General features: G+C 56.6%; 18 protein-coding genes and 2 tRNA genes. 7 read left to right on the forward strand and 13 right to left on the reverse strand.

Features of this window, described 5'->3' with window-relative positions; all coding sequences use genetic code 11:
* Together PFH44_RS17010 and PFH44_RS17015 are read right to left on the reverse strand one after the other, a co-directional pair.
* The coding region (locus PFH44_RS17010) for a MurR/RpiR family transcriptional regulator (RefSeq protein WP_367575706.1) at positions 1–308 on the reverse strand (308 nt) is incomplete at its 3' end.
* 82 nt (positions 309–390) lie between these two features.
* Positions 391–924 carry a GNAT family N-acetyltransferase gene (locus PFH44_RS17015; RefSeq protein WP_283825614.1) on the reverse strand — a complete coding sequence of 178 codons (534 nt, stop codon included), beginning with the start codon at positions 922–924 and terminating at the stop codon, positions 391–393.
* 31 nt (positions 925–955) lie between these two features.
* Between PFH44_RS17015 and PFH44_RS17020 the strand changes: the two genes are divergently transcribed.
* Positions 956–1,792: a GNAT family N-acetyltransferase gene (locus PFH44_RS17020; protein ID WP_283825615.1), complete on the forward strand. Its 837-nt coding sequence runs from the start codon at positions 956–958 to the stop codon at positions 1,790–1,792.
* 66 nt (positions 1,793–1,858) lie between these two features.
* Here PFH44_RS17020 and opgB read toward each other — a convergent pair whose 3' ends face one another.
* The 6 genes from opgB to PFH44_RS17050 all read right to left on the reverse strand — a co-directional run bounded on the left by opgB (position 1,859) and on the right by PFH44_RS17050 (position 7,593).
* Positions 1,859–4,150 carry a phosphatidylglycerol--membrane-oligosaccharide glycerophosphotransferase gene (gene opgB, locus PFH44_RS17025; RefSeq protein ID WP_283825616.1) on the reverse strand — a complete coding sequence of 764 codons (2,292 nt, stop codon included), beginning with the start codon at positions 4,148–4,150 and terminating at the stop codon, positions 1,859–1,861.
* 256 nt (positions 4,151–4,406) lie between these two features.
* Positions 4,407–4,901, reverse strand: a complete 495-nt coding sequence (locus PFH44_RS17030; RefSeq protein ID WP_045860326.1) for a YjjA family protein — start codon at positions 4,899–4,901, stop codon at positions 4,407–4,409.
* 65 nt (positions 4,902–4,966) lie between these two features.
* The gene (gene dnaC / locus PFH44_RS17035; RefSeq protein ID WP_045860325.1) at positions 4,967–5,704 is read right to left on the reverse strand and encodes a DNA replication protein DnaC; all 738 of its coding nucleotides are present in this window, start codon (positions 5,702–5,704) and stop codon (positions 4,967–4,969) included.
* Between the two features lie 2 nt (positions 5,705–5,706).
* Entirely contained in the window at positions 5,707–6,246 is a 540-nt protein-coding gene (gene dnaT, locus PFH44_RS17040; RefSeq protein ID WP_041143929.1) for a primosomal protein DnaT, read from the reverse strand.
* A gap of 106 nt (positions 6,247–6,352) precedes the next feature.
* Positions 6,353–6,826, reverse strand: coding sequence for a threonine/serine exporter (locus PFH44_RS17045; RefSeq protein ID WP_041143930.1), 474 nt, complete (start codon positions 6,824–6,826; stop codon positions 6,353–6,355).
* Positions 6,817–7,593: a threonine/serine exporter family protein gene (locus PFH44_RS17050; protein WP_045860110.1), complete on the reverse strand. Its 777-nt coding sequence runs from the start codon at positions 7,591–7,593 to the stop codon at positions 6,817–6,819. Before PFH44_RS17050 ends, PFH44_RS17045 begins: the two co-directional genes overlap by 10 nt.
* 288 nt (positions 7,594–7,881) lie before the next feature.
* Here PFH44_RS17050 and pobA point away from each other — a divergent pair, with 288 nt between their 5' ends.
* The 4 genes from pobA (at position 7,882) to bglJ (ending at position 11,545) form a co-directional block, all read left to right on the forward strand.
* Complete coding sequence (gene pobA / locus PFH44_RS17055) at positions 7,882–9,066, forward strand: 4-hydroxybenzoate 3-monooxygenase (protein WP_045860108.1); 1,185 nt, start codon at positions 7,882–7,884, stop codon at positions 9,064–9,066.
* Between the two features lie 23 nt (positions 9,067–9,089).
* Positions 9,090–9,959: a helix-turn-helix domain-containing protein gene (locus tag PFH44_RS17060; protein ID WP_283825617.1), complete on the forward strand. Its 870-nt coding sequence runs from the start codon at positions 9,090–9,092 to the stop codon at positions 9,957–9,959.
* 225 nt (positions 9,960–10,184) lie between these two features.
* Entirely contained in the window at positions 10,185–10,907 is a 723-nt protein-coding gene (locus PFH44_RS17065; protein ID WP_283825618.1) for a helix-turn-helix domain-containing protein, read from the forward strand.
* A complete protein-coding gene (gene bglJ, locus PFH44_RS17070) occupies positions 10,868–11,545 on the forward strand; it encodes a DNA-binding transcriptional activator BglJ (RefSeq protein ID WP_283825619.1) in 678 nt (225 codons plus the stop codon). Before PFH44_RS17065 ends, bglJ begins: the two co-directional genes overlap by 40 nt.
* A 14-nt stretch (positions 11,546–11,559) precedes the next feature.
* On the opposite strand, the gene PFH44_RS17075 is transcribed toward bglJ, so the two are convergent.
* A complete protein-coding gene (locus PFH44_RS17075) occupies positions 11,560–12,018 on the reverse strand; it encodes a YbaK/EbsC family protein (protein WP_283825620.1) in 459 nt (152 codons plus the stop codon).
* 339 nt (positions 12,019–12,357) lie between these two features.
* On the opposite strand from PFH44_RS17075, the gene PFH44_RS17080 reads away from it, so the two are divergent.
* On the forward strand, positions 12,358–13,701 hold the full coding sequence (locus PFH44_RS17080; protein WP_045860100.1) for a PTS sugar transporter subunit IIC: 1,344 nt from the start codon (positions 12,358–12,360) through the stop codon (positions 13,699–13,701).
* A 43-nt stretch (positions 13,702–13,744) separates the two neighbouring features.
* Here PFH44_RS17080 and fhuF read toward each other — a convergent pair whose 3' ends face one another.
* Positions 13,745–14,533 (reverse strand): siderophore-iron reductase FhuF, encoded by a 789-nt coding sequence (gene fhuF, locus PFH44_RS17085; protein ID WP_045860098.1) that lies wholly within the window; start codon positions 14,531–14,533, stop codon positions 13,745–13,747.
* 112 nt (positions 14,534–14,645) lie between these two features.
* Positions 14,646–15,692: a GGDEF domain-containing protein gene (locus PFH44_RS17090; RefSeq protein WP_283825621.1), complete on the reverse strand. Its 1,047-nt coding sequence runs from the start codon at positions 15,690–15,692 to the stop codon at positions 14,646–14,648.
* 263 nt (positions 15,693–15,955) lie between these two features.
* Here PFH44_RS17090 and PFH44_RS17095 point away from each other — a divergent pair, with 263 nt between their 5' ends.
* Positions 15,956–16,195 (forward strand): DUF1435 domain-containing protein, encoded by a 240-nt coding sequence (locus PFH44_RS17095; protein ID WP_283825622.1) that lies wholly within the window; start codon positions 15,956–15,958, stop codon positions 16,193–16,195.
* A gap of 21 nt (positions 16,196–16,216) precedes the next feature.
* Here the strand turns inward: PFH44_RS17095 and PFH44_RS17100 are convergent.
* Both PFH44_RS17100 and PFH44_RS17105 read right to left on the reverse strand, forming a co-directional pair.
* A tRNA-Leu gene (locus PFH44_RS17100) sits at positions 16,217–16,302 on the reverse strand.
* Between the two features lie 30 nt (positions 16,303–16,332).
* A tRNA-Leu gene (locus PFH44_RS17105) sits at positions 16,333–16,418 on the reverse strand.
* Positions 16,419–16,463: the final 45 nt, after the last annotated feature.

A 16,463-nucleotide genomic window follows, 5' to 3' on the forward strand; every position in this document is an offset into this window, starting at 1 on the left:
CCAATAATTGACTCGTAGATCCCCTGTACGCCCTCAAGGTCCGGGACATCCAGAATAAAGCGCTGCCCGACCGCAAGCGACTGCGCGAGCTTCATTTTCAGCTCGCGGACGTCCTTGCACCCCAGCGCCCGCGCAAAGCGGGTGACGGAGGCCTGGCTGGTGCTGGTCAGGCGGGCAATTTCGGCAATCGGCAGCTCGGCCGCGGCGGCGACGTCGTCGAGAATAAACTGGGCAATCCGCTTTTCGGTCACGGTCAGCTCGAGAAAGCGATCGGTGATGCAGGAGATGATATCGATCGAGTAGGCCATACGGGTATCAGTCGCTAAATGTGTAATGATACTTTGTACCATATTCAGGGCGGAAAAAGCAGCGCCGGAGCGGCAATGTGGGCTACAGCGCCAGGCGCATGGTGCAGCGGGTTTCCGGCAGCAGGCCGTGATCCGTTTCCCGCTCCCTTTTGGCCGCCAGCCCGGACGGCAGGTGCTGCTCATCGAGCATGCAGAATCCCAGGCGGGTGTAGAACGGGGCGTTCCACGGGACCTCGCGGAAGGTGGTCAGCGTCAGCGCCGGATAGCCCATGGCGCGGGCGGTGTCGGCGACCCGCGTCAGCATCATCCGGCCAATGCCGCGACCCTGCCACTGCTGATGGACGGCGATCTCCACGATAAACAGCGCATCATCGAGCGGCTCGCTCAGCAGAAAGCCAACGGGCTCGCCGCCGCCGATGGCCAGCTGGCTGTGGTCCGTTTCGAGATACTGATAATGCTCCCGGGCGCTGATGACCGCGCTATCTGCCAGCCAGGCGAGAGCGGGGATCTGACGAAAAGCCTGCGCCGCCGATCGCTCGATAGCGGGCAGCCGGGGAATATCGCTCTCCCCGGTCAGGCGCAATGTCACTTCGGCAGTTATAGTGTTAGTTTTCATTGCCTCAGCATAGCACCTTTGGGAGAAACGTATGGAGTTGACCGCCGTTCCCGCTACCTGTTTTAGCAGCGAACAGCTGACGACGATCCTCAGCGACTGCTTCGAAGATTATCTGGTGCCCGTTTCGCTGTCGGTCGAGGTATTTGTGCAGCGCTTCAGCGCTGAAGGGCTGAGCCTGCTGGATTCCTGCGTCTGGCTGGCGGGGGATACGCCGGCGGCAATCGCCATTATCACCCGTCGCGGCGATGCGGCCAGGCTGGCGGCCTTTGCCGTGCGGCCGGCCTGGCGGGGAAAAGGAACCGGCCGCGCGCTGATGACGTCGCTGATGGCCTCATTACAGGCCCAGGGCGTGCGCCGGATGTGGCTGGAGGCGATTCGCGAGAATCACGCCGCGGTTGCGCTGTATCAGTCGCTGGGCTTTCGCGTTCGTCACGGGCTTTGCGGCTATCTGAGCGTGCAGCCGGAGGGTGAGGGCGGGCCGGCGCTGCAGCCGTACGATGTGCTGGCGCTGACGCGCAGGGCGGGGGCGGAAATCAACGGTCGGCTGCCGTGGCTGATGGACCCGATGACCTTCAATACGCTGCCGTGCCGCGCGTTGACGCTTAATCAGCAGGCGTTTGCGGTGCTGGCGACGCTCACCGCTAAGCCGCAGCTCCAGCTGCTGTGGGTCGAACCTGCCGCCCGCGGCCGCGGGCTGGCGCGCGAGCTGCTTATCGCCCTTGCCCGGCAGTTCCCCGGGCTTGGCACCCTGGTCAGCGTTCCGCAGTCGTTTACGCCGCTGTTTAGCGCGGCGGGATATGCGGCCATGGCGCTGCAGCAGTATGAGATGAGCGTGGAGTTCCCCGGCGAGGATTCTGCCGGGCGGTAATTAAGATGGGGGCGCCGGCGGTTGTACGCCGCGCCGTCCGGCCCGCAGAGAGCCGGACGGGCGGGCTTAGCCTTCGCGCTTGACGATTTTTATATCCACCATGCCGATGCCCAGCTGGCGCGGCGCGTGGCCGAGAATATTGCCTTCGTTGGTGGACTGCGGGTCCGGCGGGACGATGATCAGCGTATCGCTGCGCGACGGGTTGTCGAAATGCAGCGTGGTGGTGGAGACGTCGTTGGCCAGCGTCAGCGTTTGTTCACTATCCCCGACGCGAACCGGTATTGGCTTATTGGCGTTGGGCCCGTAGGCCTTGGCGGTGATCACCAGATCGAATTTCTCCGGCAGCGGGTTCTTAAACTCGATTTTGACTTCGCTACCCAGCTGCGCGTTGGACCAGCGGCCCCAGGATTCCGGCCGGGAGATGCCGCTAAACTGCCTCACCTCTTCCGGCGCGCCGGCGACGTTAAACACGAAGCTATCGGCCTTATAGCGAATATCGTTATCGACAATTTTCAGCGTATCGACGTTGCCTTTGTAGCGCTCCATATCGATAAGGGTATCTTTAAACGCCGTTTTCCCCTGCCACTGGGCCTTATCGACGCGCTGGACGGTCTGCTCGCCGCCGAGCTGGCCCTGCGATACGCACCAGTCGGTAGAGAGCGCCAGCTTGCTGGACCACAGCTGGCCCATCTTGTAGCAGCGGTCAATCCAGACAAAGTTATCGCGCGGGGCAAAATCGGCCAGCTGATAGCGCAGCGGCGCGGAGTATTCGCTCTCCGGCAGCGGCTCGACGCGTTTATCGGAGACCCGCAGCAGCAGCGGCAGGCGGAAGTGGCTGCCGGAGAAGGAGACCATGCTCTTCTGTGCGTCGACGGTGAAGTTTTTCATCTCTTTCGGGAAGTTCCACAGGCGGATGACGTCCGGCTTCCAGGCCAGCACCTTCTCTTTCATATTGAGGAAGATGCCGGAAAGCGACTGTCCGGAGAGGCTGCTGCGGCCAAGGCCGATGTAGTTATCGCCGCCGAGGATATCCAGCACCGTGGCGCCGTTGTCCATGGTATTACGCTTCACCGCCAGCGTATCCTGCTGCGGCTGGTCGCCGCGCAGCACGAAGAACAGGTTGCTGCGATCCTGCTTGTTCAGGTATTCCCAGGCGGTGTTTTTCATCGCCAGGTGATCGGAAGAGACCACGATCACCGTGTTTTTGAAATAGGGCGAGGCTTTGATCTTCTCGATAAGCGCGGCGATATGCTCCTGGCTGCAGCTTACCGCGCTAAAGGAGAGGTTCTTTTTACCGCCCATTTCATAGCTTTTTCGCTGGCAGGTGCGGGAAATAAAGCCGTCAGGATGGTGGGTATCCACCGTCAGCGCAAAGAGCGAGAAGCGCTTACCGGACTGCGAAAGCTGCTCGAATTTTTTCCAGGTTTCATCCAGCACGGTATCGTCGTAGAAGCCCCAGTCGTTGCGGTAGGCGGGGTCGGCAACGGTGGTTTTCAGCTCTTCAGCGCCGTACAGATGATCGAAGCCGTGGGACTTCAGGAACACGTCTTTTCCGGCGAAGCGCAGGTTGGCGCCCTGCACAAAATAGTTTTCGTAGCCGGAGTTTTTCAGAATGTCGCCGAGGCAGATATTCTGCGGGAAGAAGCTGGAGACCGAGGCCGAGGCGTTGCCTTCAAACGGCGCAAACAGCGGGATGCCGCACTGCGAGGCGACCATCCCGGCGATAGTGTAGTCGGTACCCGGCAGCTGCACGGTGTTGCTGAAATCGAGGCCTTCGCTTTTCAGTTTGCCGAGCTCGGGCGTCAGGTCGGGAAACGCGTCGTTATCAAAATAGGTGCGCTCAAGGCTTTCGCCGTAGATATAGACCAGATTGAGCTGGGGGTTGGCGATGCTTTTCGACGGCTCTTTATAGTAGGCGACAAAATCCGGATCGCCGTCGCGGGACTGGGATTTCACCAGCTCGCTAATCTGGCGGAACGCCGGGCTGGCGTCAACGGAGGCCAGCGCGAGAACCAGCGCCAGCAGGCTATAGCCGAAGTGGTGAGGATGATGACGGCGTCGACGGAGTATCCAGCCCAGGGCGCTGAAAACGCTCACCAGCGCCACGACAATCCCGGCGCCGGGAAGGATATATTTGCCGACGCCCGCGCCGGTCAGGCTGTTGGTCAGGGTATAAAGCACCGCGTCATTAATGCCGTCGCCGGTGAAATAATCGCTGGCGTAGAGGGTGATGTTGAGGACCACAAACAGGCCCAGTACCGTTAGCGTAGCGGCAAACCACCAGGTATTGCGACCGGCCTTCAAGGCATAAATCACCACCGAGGTGAGAAACAGGGCGATGGATAACAACTCTGACACAGCTTACCCTCATTAGCGCCAGCTGACAGCTAGCCGAATAGATCACTTTCCACGATATACTGTAATGGCAGCGCCATATTGCTGCAATTGTAGAGTCATGAAAGTGTGCTGTGGTTCAGAATTGGTTTATAAGTCGGTATTTTTGAGCCACGTCTCATCCTTCCCGGCGGGGGAAAATGAGGCCGTCAATGTTCAAAAAAGGTGTTGCGGCCGCGTTGGCTACGCTAAGGCGCCAAACGCGGCATCGGGGAAGGGATCAGGAGAGGAATTTCGCGCCCTGCTTGAGAACCAGATCGCAGGCTTTGGTTTTCACTTTTTCCGCCAGCGGGCTGCTGCCGAGGGTGCTCAGGTTCAGCTGCTGGCCGTTGTTGCTGTTCAGCAGGCCCTGTAAACCTTCAAGGTAGCCGGTATCCTCTTTCTGCTTTTCCGCGGTGCCGAGGCCGAGCTTATCCAGCACCTGGTTTTTGATGTTTTCGGTATTAGTCACCGAGGAGAGCTTCTGCTTCGCGCAGTACGACATAATGCCGGCGGCATTGTTCATGCTGCTGGAGCTCAGCGACTGGCTCCCGCCGTTCAGCAGGCCGGTCAGCGAGGAGAGCGACAGCGCGCCGCTTTGCTGCGAGCCGCTTTGGCTGCTGAGCTCGCTGGCGGCGCTGGAGAGAGAGTCCTGCCAGGAGGCCGCCTGTGCACCGACTGCAAAAAAAGCGCCGGCAATCATCAGAGTGCGGAACAGGGATTGTGCAGATTTCATAAGTTTACTCATCGTGGTTACTGAAGTATTTCCGCAGTATAACCCCGCCTGAGATCGGAAATGTCTTAATACTCTTTGCCGGTGACCCGGTGACGATAGCTATCCCAGTTGAAAATCACCCACAGGCTGTTGCCGAGGCGCATGCGGTCCATCACGCGCTCGCCGAGCAGCTTGTTCATCTCGTCCATATTGCTGTTGGTTAACATCCCGGTCGGGCGTTTTGATGAGGAGCGGCGATCGACGATCTGATTGATGATCACCTTTTCATAGCGCGATTCGGTTTGCATGCCGATCTCATCGATCACCAGCAGATCGACCCGGCTGAGATCGTTCAGCAGCTGCTCTTCGCTGATCTCCCGGTTGCCGAAGGTGTCCTTCATTGCCGACATGATGTCGGCAACGGTAATGATCAGCACCGATTTGCCGCGCAGCAGCAGCTCATTGCAAATGGCGGCCGCAAGGTGGTTTTTACCGGTGCCGGGCTTGCCGGAAAAGATAAAGCTGGCGATGTTGTCGTCGAACTCTTCAACGTACTGGCGCGCTCTGGAGAGCGCGTTCATCTGGCCTTCGCACTCAACCCGGTAGTTCTCAAACGAGCAGTTCTGGTGCAGCGGGCGGATGCCGGAGCGGTTAAAGGTCCGCTGCATTTTCATCGCCCGGTTCTCCCGCTCGAGGGCTTCAGAACGCAGCTTGCCCTGCTCTTTCTGCCACGCCAGCAGCTCTTCGCCGGTTTTAAACGCCGGTTCGATATGCGCAGGCATCATTTTTTGCAGGCGCTTCATCAGCTCGCCAACGTTTTTCATGCTCATCCGCGGAACCCTCGTGGAATATGGTTATCCGGCTCGCTGACCGTATTCACATCACGACGCGGCTGGCCGCCGTTGCCGGCGCGACCGATTTGCACGCTGCGCGCCAGCTTCTGCTGCCACTGCACGTGATGAAAGACTTTGCCTTCCGCCTGCCAGTAGGCAACGAATGCCGCCAGCTCTTCCGGCGTCACCGGCTGGCTGAGGGCGATCCCCCACAGCGCCGCGAGGCGCTGAAAATCGGCGTCCGGCTGCCAGTCGGCGTACATGGCGAATTTCCCCATAGGGATCGCGGCCGGCGCGGCGGTCGGCTCGTCAAAGAACTGCGTATCAAGCGCGATATCGCTGCCGGGGCGTGCCAGCTTACTCTCCAGTTCAAGCAGCTGGGCCAGGCGTTCCGGAGTCAGCGCGTAGAAGGCGGGAGTATTGTTGGCAAAAACGGCAACGGCACCGCCGGCCGATTTTGCGAGAATGGCCGCAGGATCCTGAATGAAATCATCCAGGCCGCTAAAATCGGTAGTTAAAATTCGCGAAGACATAACACTATCTCAACTCTGAACAACGATAGAGAGGGGGAATAGCACACATAGTAGCACAGCGCCCGGCCGGGATGGAGCGGCTGACCCATCCCGGCGGCGCGGCTTGCTATACCCGCGGACGCTTGCGGTACAGCCACAGGCCAGGAATAGAAAGGCCGATAGAGAGCGCACCCACGATCGACGATGCCTTTAAAAAGTTGCTTAACAGCATAATCATCATCTCTTCAGAATAACCAAAATGACTGATTTTGACCGCCGAGATCATCGCCGTATAGGCGGATATGCCGGGGAACATCGGGATCACCGCGGCAACGGTAAAGATCTTCGGGTGGGCCAGGTACCAGCGCGACCACTGAATGCCGATACAGCCAATCAGCAGGGCGGCAAGGAAGGTGGCCCACTCGATGTTAAAGCCCGCCGTCATCATCACCATTCGTGAACCGTGACCAATGGCGCCCAGCAGCGCGCACCAGCGCAGCGCCCGCTGCGGGACGTTAAAGACCATCGCAAAGCCAACGGCAGGGATGGCCGCCAGCGCCATGTCCTGTGCCAGCGCAAACAGATATGTGATTATGCCCATCCGCGCAGCCCCCACATGGTCATCGCCATCACTACGCCAATGCAGGTAGCAAGGGTCAGCAGGCTGGCGAGCGCCCAGCGCGCAAGGCCGGTGTTGATATGCCCTTTGAACATATCCGCCACGGCGTTGATCAGCGGAAAGCCGGGCACCAGCAGCAGCACGCTGGCGGCCATCGCCACGGTGGGCGTGCTGGCAAACGTCGGCAAGCGTAGCATCAGCCCGGAGATAGTGGTGGCCACAAAGGCGGTAATGCAAAAGTTAATCTGCGGATGCATCGAGCGGTGGGTCAGCAGCTGGCGAATATACATGGCGATAGTGCTGGCGCAGAAGGTGACCAGCGCCCCGTCCCAGCCGCCGTTGTTTAATTTGCAGAAGCACGCGCAGGAGAGTCCGACCATCAGCACCAGCAGCCAGCGCGGGTAGCGCAGCGGTTTTATCTGGGTGAAGCGCTTTTCCACATCTTTATAATCCAGCAGCTTATGTTCGGCAAGGATCACAATATGCTGCACTTCGGTCACCACGTGCATATTAATACCGCGATCGATATTCTTGCGCGTCGAAGTCAGGCATTCGCCGTCTTTGATGGTGGTGAGGACAATCGCATTCGATGAAATGGCGCTCTCGACGCTGTCCATGCCTAACGCCCGCCCCAGGCGAGTAGAAAGCTCCTCAACCAGCGCGCTCTCCGCCCCGTGTTGCAGTAAGAAAAGACCACACTGAATGCACAATCGCGTAATTGTGCGCTGAACTGTCCGATCTGCTTGCATAAATACCTGCCGTCAGTAACGCCCGATGCCGTAGTGTCCGTCGCTACTTTAACCTGAACTCTCGTTTTTCCTGAGGGGGTCGGGATCAAACAATGTGCAAAAAGCCGGCTCCCGGCGGCATGGATAAATTTTGAACCGCACCACACTTTGCTAAAACTGTTGAAAAGTGCAGTTTTTGCCGCCGTTATTGCCTTCTTTTTCCTACCTGACTTATCAAAAATGCACATGAGAACTTTTAATAAACAAAAAACAAACAAATAATTAACCATTCGAGAGCGAGATACCCCTATGAAAACTCAGGTCGCGATAATCGGCGCCGGCCCCTCCGGGCTGCTGCTGGGGCAGCTGTTGCATAATGCGGGGATTCGAACCCTTATCCTCGAAAGGCAGACGCCTGAATACGTCCTCGGGCGGATCCGGGCTGGTATCCTCGAAAGCGGCACCGTCGATCTGCTCCGTGAAGCGGGCGTGGCGCAGCGGATGGACGCGGAAGGGCTGGTGCATCACGGGGTTGAGTTTTTGTTTGAGGGGCAGCGCGTTCCGCTCGACCTGACGGCGCTCAGCGGCGGGAAAAGCGTGATGGTGTACGGCCAGACCGAGGTGACCCGGGATTTAATGGCGGCTCGCGCCGATTGCGGGGCGCCGATCGTTTACGGCGTCAGCGACGTGGTGATTCACGATGCGAAAAGCGATCGGCCGGCCATCACCTTCGTCAGCGGCGGGGAAACGCACCGGCTGAGCTGCGATTTCATCGCCGGCTGCGATGGCTTCCACGGCGTGTCGCGGCAAAGCATTCCGCGTGAGCTTCTTAAAGAGTATGAAAGCGTCTGGCCGTTTGGCTGGCTGGGGATGCTGGCCGATACGCCGCCGGTGAATCCCGAGCTGATTTATGCCCATCATCAACGCGGATTTGTACTATGTAGTCAGCGCTCACTAACTCGTAGCCGCTACTATTTACAGGTACCGCTCAGCGATAAGGTGGAGCAGTGGTCGGACGAACGCTTCTGGGAAGAGCTGAAGAACCGCCTGCCGGACGAGCTCTCTACAAGGTTAGTGACTGGTCACTCACTTGAGAAGAGCATCGCGCCGCTGCGCAGCTACGTGGTGGAGCCGATGCAGTACGGCAGGCTTTTCCTCGTCGGGGATGCGGCGCATATCGTGCCGCCAACCGGGGCGAAAGGGCTGAATCTCGCCGCCTCAGACGTCAACTATTTGTGGCGGATCCTGCGCGAATACTATCACCACGGTCGTGACGACCTGCTGGCCAGCTACTCGCGTTTTGCGCTGGATCGCGTGTGGAAAGGCGAGCGATTCAGCTGGTTTATGACTCGCCTGCTGCATGATTTCCCGCAGCAGAGCGAGTTTGATAAAAAAATGCAGGCGGCCGATCGCCGCTATTATTTCGGCTCACGTGCCGGGCTGACCACCATTGCGGAAAACTATGTCGGTCTGCCAATGGAGCGCGTGGCGTAGCGTTGAAAAGGGCAGGAGTCGCGATGCAGGCAGCGAATAGCGTTCCCGTGTTTAAGCTGTATGGGGAAGAACGAGACTGGCCGACGCCGGATCTCCTGCACTGCGAGTCTATTTTGCAGCGCAGCAGCCTGTACGAATGGCATATCCGCATGCATCAGCACGCCGAGCTGGTACAGCTGCTGTATCTCCATAAGGGAAGCGCTGAGATCGAGATTGAGGGCGTGACCACCGTGATGACGGAAGCCTGCATCCAGGTGGTACCGGCGCTGTGCGTTCACGGATTTCGCTTTTCACCGGGCACCCAGGGATTCGTGCTCTCGCTGGCGCTGCCGCTGCTCAGCCGTTTTGAAAACCAGTTTGGCCGCCAGCTTGATGTGCTTAGCCAGCCGCAGTGCGTGCCGGTCAGGCGCTCCCGAGGCCACGTTCGGGCGCTGTTTACGGCGCTGCGCGAGGAGTACTGTGAAGAGCTTGATGCGCGCGAAATGATGCTCCATTCGCTGCTCGGCGCGCTGCTTGTGTGGCTGAACCGACGCTGCCTCCCGGCTCCGGTCGCGGCAGACAGAGCGGAGAGGAAACGCAGCGCCATGCGTCACTTTTCTCGTCTGATTGAGAGCCACTATCGCGAACATCTCCCGCTGGCAGAGTACGCCAGACGGGTGGGTATATCGGCGACGCACCTTAATTATTTGTGCCGTGAATTTCATGGCAGCAGCGCGCTGGAGGTGTTGCACCATCGGCTAATGCTTGAAGCGCGGCGTAATCTGCAGTATACCGGGATGACGATAGCTCAACTGTCTGATTATTTAGGATTTTCCGACTCAACCTACTTCTCTCGTTTTTTCCGACGCTACAGCGGCGTGTCGCCAAAGGCCTTCAGAAATAGCATCAAATGAAATAGCGTTATTCTGCTCCGTAATAAATTACTTTTCCTAACTTTGATTTTAAATTTTTCTAACTTATTGAGCGTTATTGCCTGTGTTAGCGTTCATGGTTGGCAAGGTCAGGCTCAATTCCTCGCCAGACTAATAAAGATCTATCTGGCACAGTAATATGACGGCCGCCAAATTATTTATCTTTATTGTTAAAGGCGCGAGTCTTCGATGGGAAGCGGAGGGTTTATGTTACCGGGACAGGGTAAATACGGCATTATTATCAGTAAAATACCGGTTATGCAGCGTGGGCTGAAGGCAATTGCCGGGGAGCACCTTCCCGAATACGCCTTCGGCGTTTGCGGCTCTCCGGAGGAGCTAACTCTGCTTCAGCTGCGACAGGCGGGGCTGGTTATCGCTGATTTATCAGGTGAAAGCCATCAGCTCCGCGAGGTGTGCGGGGAGTATCACTCATTGATGACCCAATATAGCGATATTCATTGGGTCTATATGGTTGGCCATGCCTGCGATCTCCAGGCCATGGAGATATTAGTCTGTGGGCAAAGCACCCTCGTTTCCAGCCACGAGTCCGTAAAACATCTGATTGAGGTTATTCACGCGGACGGCACGACGCGGGAGAGAATCAGCCAGACGCTCTTATCCGCCGCGTCAGGAAATAGTGAAGACAATTGGCCAACGGCAATTTTTCTGACGCTTTCTGAACGTAAGGTTTTACGTTTGCTGGCGAAAGGCTGGGGAATTAACCAAATTGCCGCGCTGTTGAAAAAGAGCAATAAAACGATTAGCGCGCAGAAAAATAGCGCTATGCGCCGCCTCTCTTTGCGCAGCAATGCGCAGATGTACGCCTGGATTAATAGCGCTCAGGGAATGAAGGAGCTGAATATCTACGCCGCTTTTGGAGAACAAAAGCAATGGAACAAAACACCTCACCTCGATATGTTGCTGTTGTAGAAAAATGTATGCTGACCGAGCTGGCGCTGCGCCATATATTAACCGGCGCGGGGACGGGTAATTATATTGTGCGGTTTTTTAAAGATACCCAATCGCTGCGCCGGACGCTGCAGTCGACAAAAGCTATCGCCGTTATTTTTTCACTTTTCAGCAATCGCCTCTTCCGCATGGAGAGCCTGCTTTTTCTTCATGAAATCGCCTGTTCCAGCCCTGAAATACGGCGCATCGTTTTAGCGCATGATAGCGCTGAAGCGCGCTTAGTCTGCCAGCTGACGCCCTCCATGCTGCACGGCGTGCTGAATAAATCGATCTGCCGCCTGCGCTTGCAGGAGCAGCTTATTCAGCTGATTAACCCGACGCTGCAGGCGGACGAGGCGCTGATTAACCCAGGACCGGGCCTCGGCAGCCAAATTCTGAGCCCAACGGAACAGCATATTCTTCGCTATATGACCTACGGCTATTCGTTGCCAGAAATAGCGGCCAGGCTGGATCGTAATATCAAAACTATCCGCGCCCATAAGTTCAACGCTATGACCAAGCTCGGCGTCAGCTCAGATCTCGGCCTGCTGAGCGCGGCCGATATCCTGATGCATTTATCGGCCCTTGACGAGGATGCGGCGGAGGAGTGCCTCGGGTAACCCTCCGCCCGTTTTTACAGGCAAACGTCAACCCAGGTCGCGCCGGTGAGCTGGGCCATCCGGTCAGGAGAAATGCGCACCGCGCTGTGGATGGCGCCGGCCGCGGGCAGGACTTCCTGATACAGCTTCAGCGAAATATCGCAATAGACCGTCAGTGGGTTTTCCAGGCCGAAAGGGCATACGCCGCCAACGGGATGCCCGGTTAGCGTGACGACCTCATCGCTGCTCAGCATGCGGGCCTTCGCCCCAAATGCGTCCTTCAGCTTTTTATTATCCAGACGCACGTCGCCGCGAGAGACGACGAGAATCACCCGGTCTTTCACCTTTAACGACAGGGTCCTGGCGATTTGTCCCGGCTCAACGTGATGCGCGGCGGCGGCGAGGGCCACGGTCGCGGTGCTTTGCGTGAGCTCGATGATTTCGATATCGGGGGCGTGTTCGGCAAAAAACTGCCGTACGGACTGCAGACTCATTAGGATCTCCTGATTAATGCCCATTTTAATCTGGCATAAGCCTCGCGGAGTGTAAATATTGCCGGCTGATAATCGAGAATTTTTCCAATTTCTGGATCTTCTTCACAATCACCGCAACCGGTTACTGTAACCGGTTGCGGTTACGGTCGCTCAGATGAATACTGAATGGGTAACTTCCCTGCGTCACTTATAACAAAGAGCCGTGTATGAATCGTACTGACTTGAGCAGTATAGCTGGGCGAATGGCTAATGTGCTTTTTCGCTCACAGAACATGTTTCATCACAACGGCAGGATAATCGTTGTTGGGCCTGTTTCTATAGCCTGTCAGGAGGGCTGCTATGTCTGCTAACCATGCTGCGTTTAATCTGATATTCCGCTTTGTAGAAAATTATATTAGCCCTGTCGCCGGGCGAATCTCGTCGCAGCGCCACGTGATGGCTATTCGTGACGGCTTCATCTCGGCCATGCCGTTTATGATCGTCGGCTCATTTCTGCTGGTGTTTGCCTATCCGCCGTTTTCCCCGGATACCACCTGGGGCTTCGCGCGCACCTGGCTGGATTTGGCAAAAGAGTTTGAAGGACGAATTCTGACGCCGTTCGATATGACGATGGGCATTATGTCTATCTACATCTGCGCGGCGATTTCTTATAACCTCGGCAAGCATTACGTAAAATCTCACCAGCTCGATCCCTTTATGTGCAGCATGCTGTCAATTATGGCATTCCTGCTGGTAGCAGCACCGAAAACGAGCGGCACTTTACCGGTGGATAGCCTCGGCGGAACGGGGATCTTTACCGCGATCCTGGTCGCGATCTATTGCGTTGAGATGATGCGTTTTCTGAAGGCGCATAACATCGGGATCCGCCTGCCGGATCAGGTTCCACCGATGATTAAAAACTCGTTTGACCTGCTGATCCCGGTGCTGGTGGTGGTGCTGACGCTCTATCCGCTCAGCCTGTTTATCCAGCATCAGTTTGACATGCTTATCCCGCAGGCCATTATGTCCGTCTTTAAACCGCTGGTTTCCGCCGCGGATTCATTGCCGGCAATTTTACTGGCGGTGCTGATCGGTCATCTGCTGTGGTTTGCAGGGATCCACGGGGCGGCAATTGTCTCCGGTATGCTGCAGATGTTCTGGCTGACCAACCTGGGTATGAACCAGCAGGCTCTGGCACAGGGCGCGCCGTTACCGCACATCTTTATGGAGGCGTTCTGGACGTTCTTCATTGTGATAGGTGGCTCTGGCGCCACCATGGGGCTGGTTATCTGCTATCTGCGCAGCCGCTCGGCTCATCTGCGGTCTATTGGCCGTCTGAGCGTGGTACCGAGCCTGTTTAACATTAACGAGCCGGTTATTTTCGGCACGCCAATCGTCATGAACCCGGTCTTCTTTATTCCGTTCCTGCTGTCGCCGATGGTGAACGCCGTGCTCGCCTGGGCGGCAATGAAGCTGGATCTGATCGGCCGGGTTATTTCGGTTGTCCCCTGGACTGCGCCGGCGCCGATTGGCGCAGCATGGGCGCTGGGCTGGGATTTCCGCGCGGCGATCCTGGTGATTCTTCTGGCCTGCGTTTCAGCCATCATCTATTTCCCGTTCTTTAAGGTATACGAGAAACAGCTGTTAGAGCAGGAGGCGGAAGAGGCCCAGCGCGTGGCGGAAGAGAGCCAGCAAACGGCATAAAAGCAGGCGGGCGGCGCTAAGGCCGCCCGCGTGAAAAAGCGGATTATTTTAGCGTACAGTCTCCGCACTGCTGGACGTCCGGCAGGCGGTAGCGCTGGCAGCAGGTACGCCGTACCAGCGCGCCTTCACGGATAACGACCGTACGCCAGAGCGGGTTATCCCGCCCATCGGCAAACTGCTTTTCAAAGAAGCAGTGCTGGCGCAGAGCCGCCACTCGCTCCTCTCCCAGCAGCGTCTTCATCTCACCCAGATACCAGTTAATCAAATAGCCGGTATTGCTCCAGATAAGCTTCGCGTTGATATCTCCGGTCGCTTCCAGCGCCTGAATGACCGGCTGCAGGGCGTCATTGACCAGCGTTTCTATCCGCGACTGCGGCGACTGCCCGCTACCGGCGGTGGCGGAGTGGACGTCGATCCAAAAGCAGGCCGCGCGGCCGGTTTCATGGAACTCGACGCGGAAATGCTCCGGCGCCAGGCTGATGGTTTGCTCTTCGCTTAACACGGCCAGCATCAGCGGCGGCACCAGCAGGCCGATATACCATTGCGCCCACAGCGAGAGCAGCGGTTTTTGCTCTCGCGGCAGCGTTGGCTGATTGCGATAGATATGATCGGAGTAGGTGGCCAGCAGGGAGCTCAGGGTAACCGGTGAGGACCACTCTGCAAGCGTCAGCGCACAGGACGGGGCCTCTTCATCCAGACGGAGAAAATCCAGCAGATGCGGGCGCAAGGCGGTGATTTTTTCCCGTATGGCATCCGCCAGCGCACGCTCAGCCGGCTGAAACGGGGCCTGCCAGATAATGTCGTTGCTGAATGGAATTGAACGGTAAGCCATCAGATCGCCAGATACAAATCTAAATGATAATGATTTCTGATACTAGTTGCTTGCGTAGAGGATGGCAAGATCTTTGTCCGCGCGGCGCTTCCCTGGCGGCGCGGAGGTGGGTTTAGCTGGCGAGAATAATATTACGGCCCAGGTTTTTGGCTTCATAGAGCGCGCTGTCGGCTCGCTTCAGGGCGCCGTCGATATCGGCGTCGACGAGCGGCGTCAACCCGATGCTGATGGTAACGTTGGTGGCGACGCTTTCATTAAACATGTGGGCGATTTTCAGATCGTAGACCCGCTGGCGGATCCGTTCTGCTGCCTGCTGAGCGGTTTCCGCCGTGCTGTTGGTTAGCAGCACCATAAATTCCTCCCCGCCAAAACGGGCCACAATATCCCGTGAACGCACGGCGTTACGGATCGCGGCAGAGACCTGAATCAGCGCCTGGTCGCCCATCATGTGCCCGTAGTGATCGTTGTAGGCTTTAAAGTGATCGATATCCAGCAGCAGCACATGATGGCTATTCCCATCCAGGGCCAGGAGGGTATCCAGCCGGTTTTGCAAACCGCGGCGATTGTACAGTCCGGTAAGCGGGTCGAGCATGCTCAGGTCGTTCAGCGTATTACGCTCCTTCAGCAGCTTATCCATCAGCCCCTGGGTAAAGGTATCGCTGCGTTTCTGAATCAGGTTTTGCATCGTGATGCCGACAATGGGCAGCACGAAGCAGTAGAGCATGCGCAGCCACTGCTCGCCTTCCGCAAGGATTAGGCAGGCGACAAAAGTGGGGAAGGAGTGCAGGGTAAAGGCAATGATATTATTGGAAAAAGCGATTGCGCCAATAAACAGGACGCTTAACAGGGCGATCACCAGAAAGTTAAAATGCGGCGGCGGCATCATGAATGATTTTTCGCAAACGTGCCACGCCCACAGCAGACCAAATATCAGAGAAATAAAGGAAATATTTATTCTGCGCTGGGCGAATTTCCAGTGCCATAACAATAAACCGGCGCTGCAGGCAAAAATCAGGGCGCAGGGCAGGGTAAAGCTTACGACGGTAAAGAGCGGGCTGGCCAGGGACAAGAGTGCTGAAATCAAATTAAGGACTAAAAAAAGCCGTAAGGAATACTGATATTTTTTTTCGTAATGAGCTCGCCAGGATTGTGCAGTCATATGGGGGATATCATTATTAGTCGTTAAATTTCAAAATGATGGCTGCCAAAAAATGAACAATAAAAAGCAATGCGCAATATAAGGTTTTTGCGAAATAATCAAATGTTTTAATATATAAGCCTTTCGCGCTTAATTTATCACCTTCATGAATGTATGTCATTACCGCAAACGTAAAGAATAAAGTATCCGCTCTGGTTAACATGACAAATGATAAAAGCTATCATATGATATTGGTTATCATTATCGTTATGAGAGGTGAAAAGATGTTGCAGCGGACTTTAGGCAGCGGGTGGGGCATGCTGCTTCCGGGCGCAGTCATTGCTGCTCTTGGATTTGCTGATTTGTCGCTGGATGCCTGGCGCGGGTTGGTAACCCTGGGACTGCTGATGTCTGCCGTGATGATCTGGCACCGACAGCTGCGTCATTTCGTGTTGCTGCCGTCATGCGTGGCGTTGGTTAGCGGGATTATGCTGATAACGTTGAATTTAAGGCTGATGGGGTAATTCAGGAGAGAGTAAGAATATTGGTGCGAGGGGGGGGACTCGAACCCCCACATCCTAAGGACACTAACACCTGAAGCTAGCGCGTCTACCAATTCCGCCACCTTCGCACAGTATTCTTAATTTCGATATCGCCTCGTTGGTGCGAGGGGGGGGACTCGAACCCCCACATCCTAAGGACACTAACACCTGAAGCTAGCGCGTCTACCAATTCCGCCACCTTCGCACAGTGCGAGCGATATCTACGTGGATGATGGTGCGAGGGGGGGAC

It is taken from the genome of Klebsiella sp. Ech2A, from assembly GCF_030078455.1.
Classification (GTDB): domain Bacteria; phylum Pseudomonadota; class Gammaproteobacteria; order Enterobacterales; family Enterobacteriaceae; genus Klebsiella; species Klebsiella terrigena.

Bases quoted from the DNA above. Each gene is read 5' to 3' on its own strand.
- PFH44_RS17015 (WP_283825614.1), bottom strand. From the start codon at position 924: ATGAAAACTAACACTATAACTGCCGAAGTGACATTGCGCCTGACCGGG.
- fhuF (WP_045860098.1), bottom strand. From the start codon at position 14,533: ATGGCTTACCGTTCAATTCCATTCAGCAACGACATTATCTGGCAGGCC.
- dnaT (WP_041143929.1), bottom strand. From the start codon at position 6,246: ATGTCTTCGCGAATTTTAACTACCGATTTTAGCGGCCTGGATGATTTC.
- pobA (WP_045860108.1), top strand. From the start codon at position 7,882: ATGAAAACTCAGGTCGCGATAATCGGCGCCGGCCCCTCCGGGCTGCTG.
- PFH44_RS17080 (WP_045860100.1), top strand. From the start codon at position 12,358: ATGTCTGCTAACCATGCTGCGTTTAATCTGATATTCCGCTTTGTAGAA.
- PFH44_RS17095 (WP_283825622.1), top strand. From the start codon at position 15,956: ATGTTGCAGCGGACTTTAGGCAGCGGGTGGGGCATGCTGCTTCCGGGC.
- PFH44_RS17060 (WP_283825617.1), top strand. From the start codon at position 9,090: ATGCAGGCAGCGAATAGCGTTCCCGTGTTTAAGCTGTATGGGGAAGAA.
- PFH44_RS17050 (WP_045860110.1), bottom strand. From the start codon at position 7,593: ATGCAAGCAGATCGGACAGTTCAGCGCACAATTACGCGATTGTGCATT.
- dnaC (WP_045860325.1), bottom strand. From the start codon at position 5,704: ATGAAAAACGTTGGCGAGCTGATGAAGCGCCTGCAAAAAATGATGCCT.
- PFH44_RS17045 (WP_041143930.1), bottom strand. From the start codon at position 6,826: ATGGGCATAATCACATATCTGTTTGCGCTGGCACAGGACATGGCGCTG.
- bglJ (WP_283825619.1), top strand. From the start codon at position 10,868: ATGGAACAAAACACCTCACCTCGATATGTTGCTGTTGTAGAAAAATGT.
- PFH44_RS17020 (WP_283825615.1), top strand. From the start codon at position 956: ATGGAGTTGACCGCCGTTCCCGCTACCTGTTTTAGCAGCGAACAGCTG.
- PFH44_RS17075 (WP_283825620.1), bottom strand. From the start codon at position 12,018: ATGAGTCTGCAGTCCGTACGGCAGTTTTTTGCCGAACACGCCCCCGAT.
- PFH44_RS17090 (WP_283825621.1), bottom strand. From the start codon at position 15,692: ATGACTGCACAATCCTGGCGAGCTCATTACGAAAAAAAATATCAGTAT.
- PFH44_RS17065 (WP_283825618.1), top strand. From the start codon at position 10,185: ATGTTACCGGGACAGGGTAAATACGGCATTATTATCAGTAAAATACCG.
- PFH44_RS17030 (WP_045860326.1), bottom strand. From the start codon at position 4,901: ATGAAATCTGCACAATCCCTGTTCCGCACTCTGATGATTGCCGGCGCT.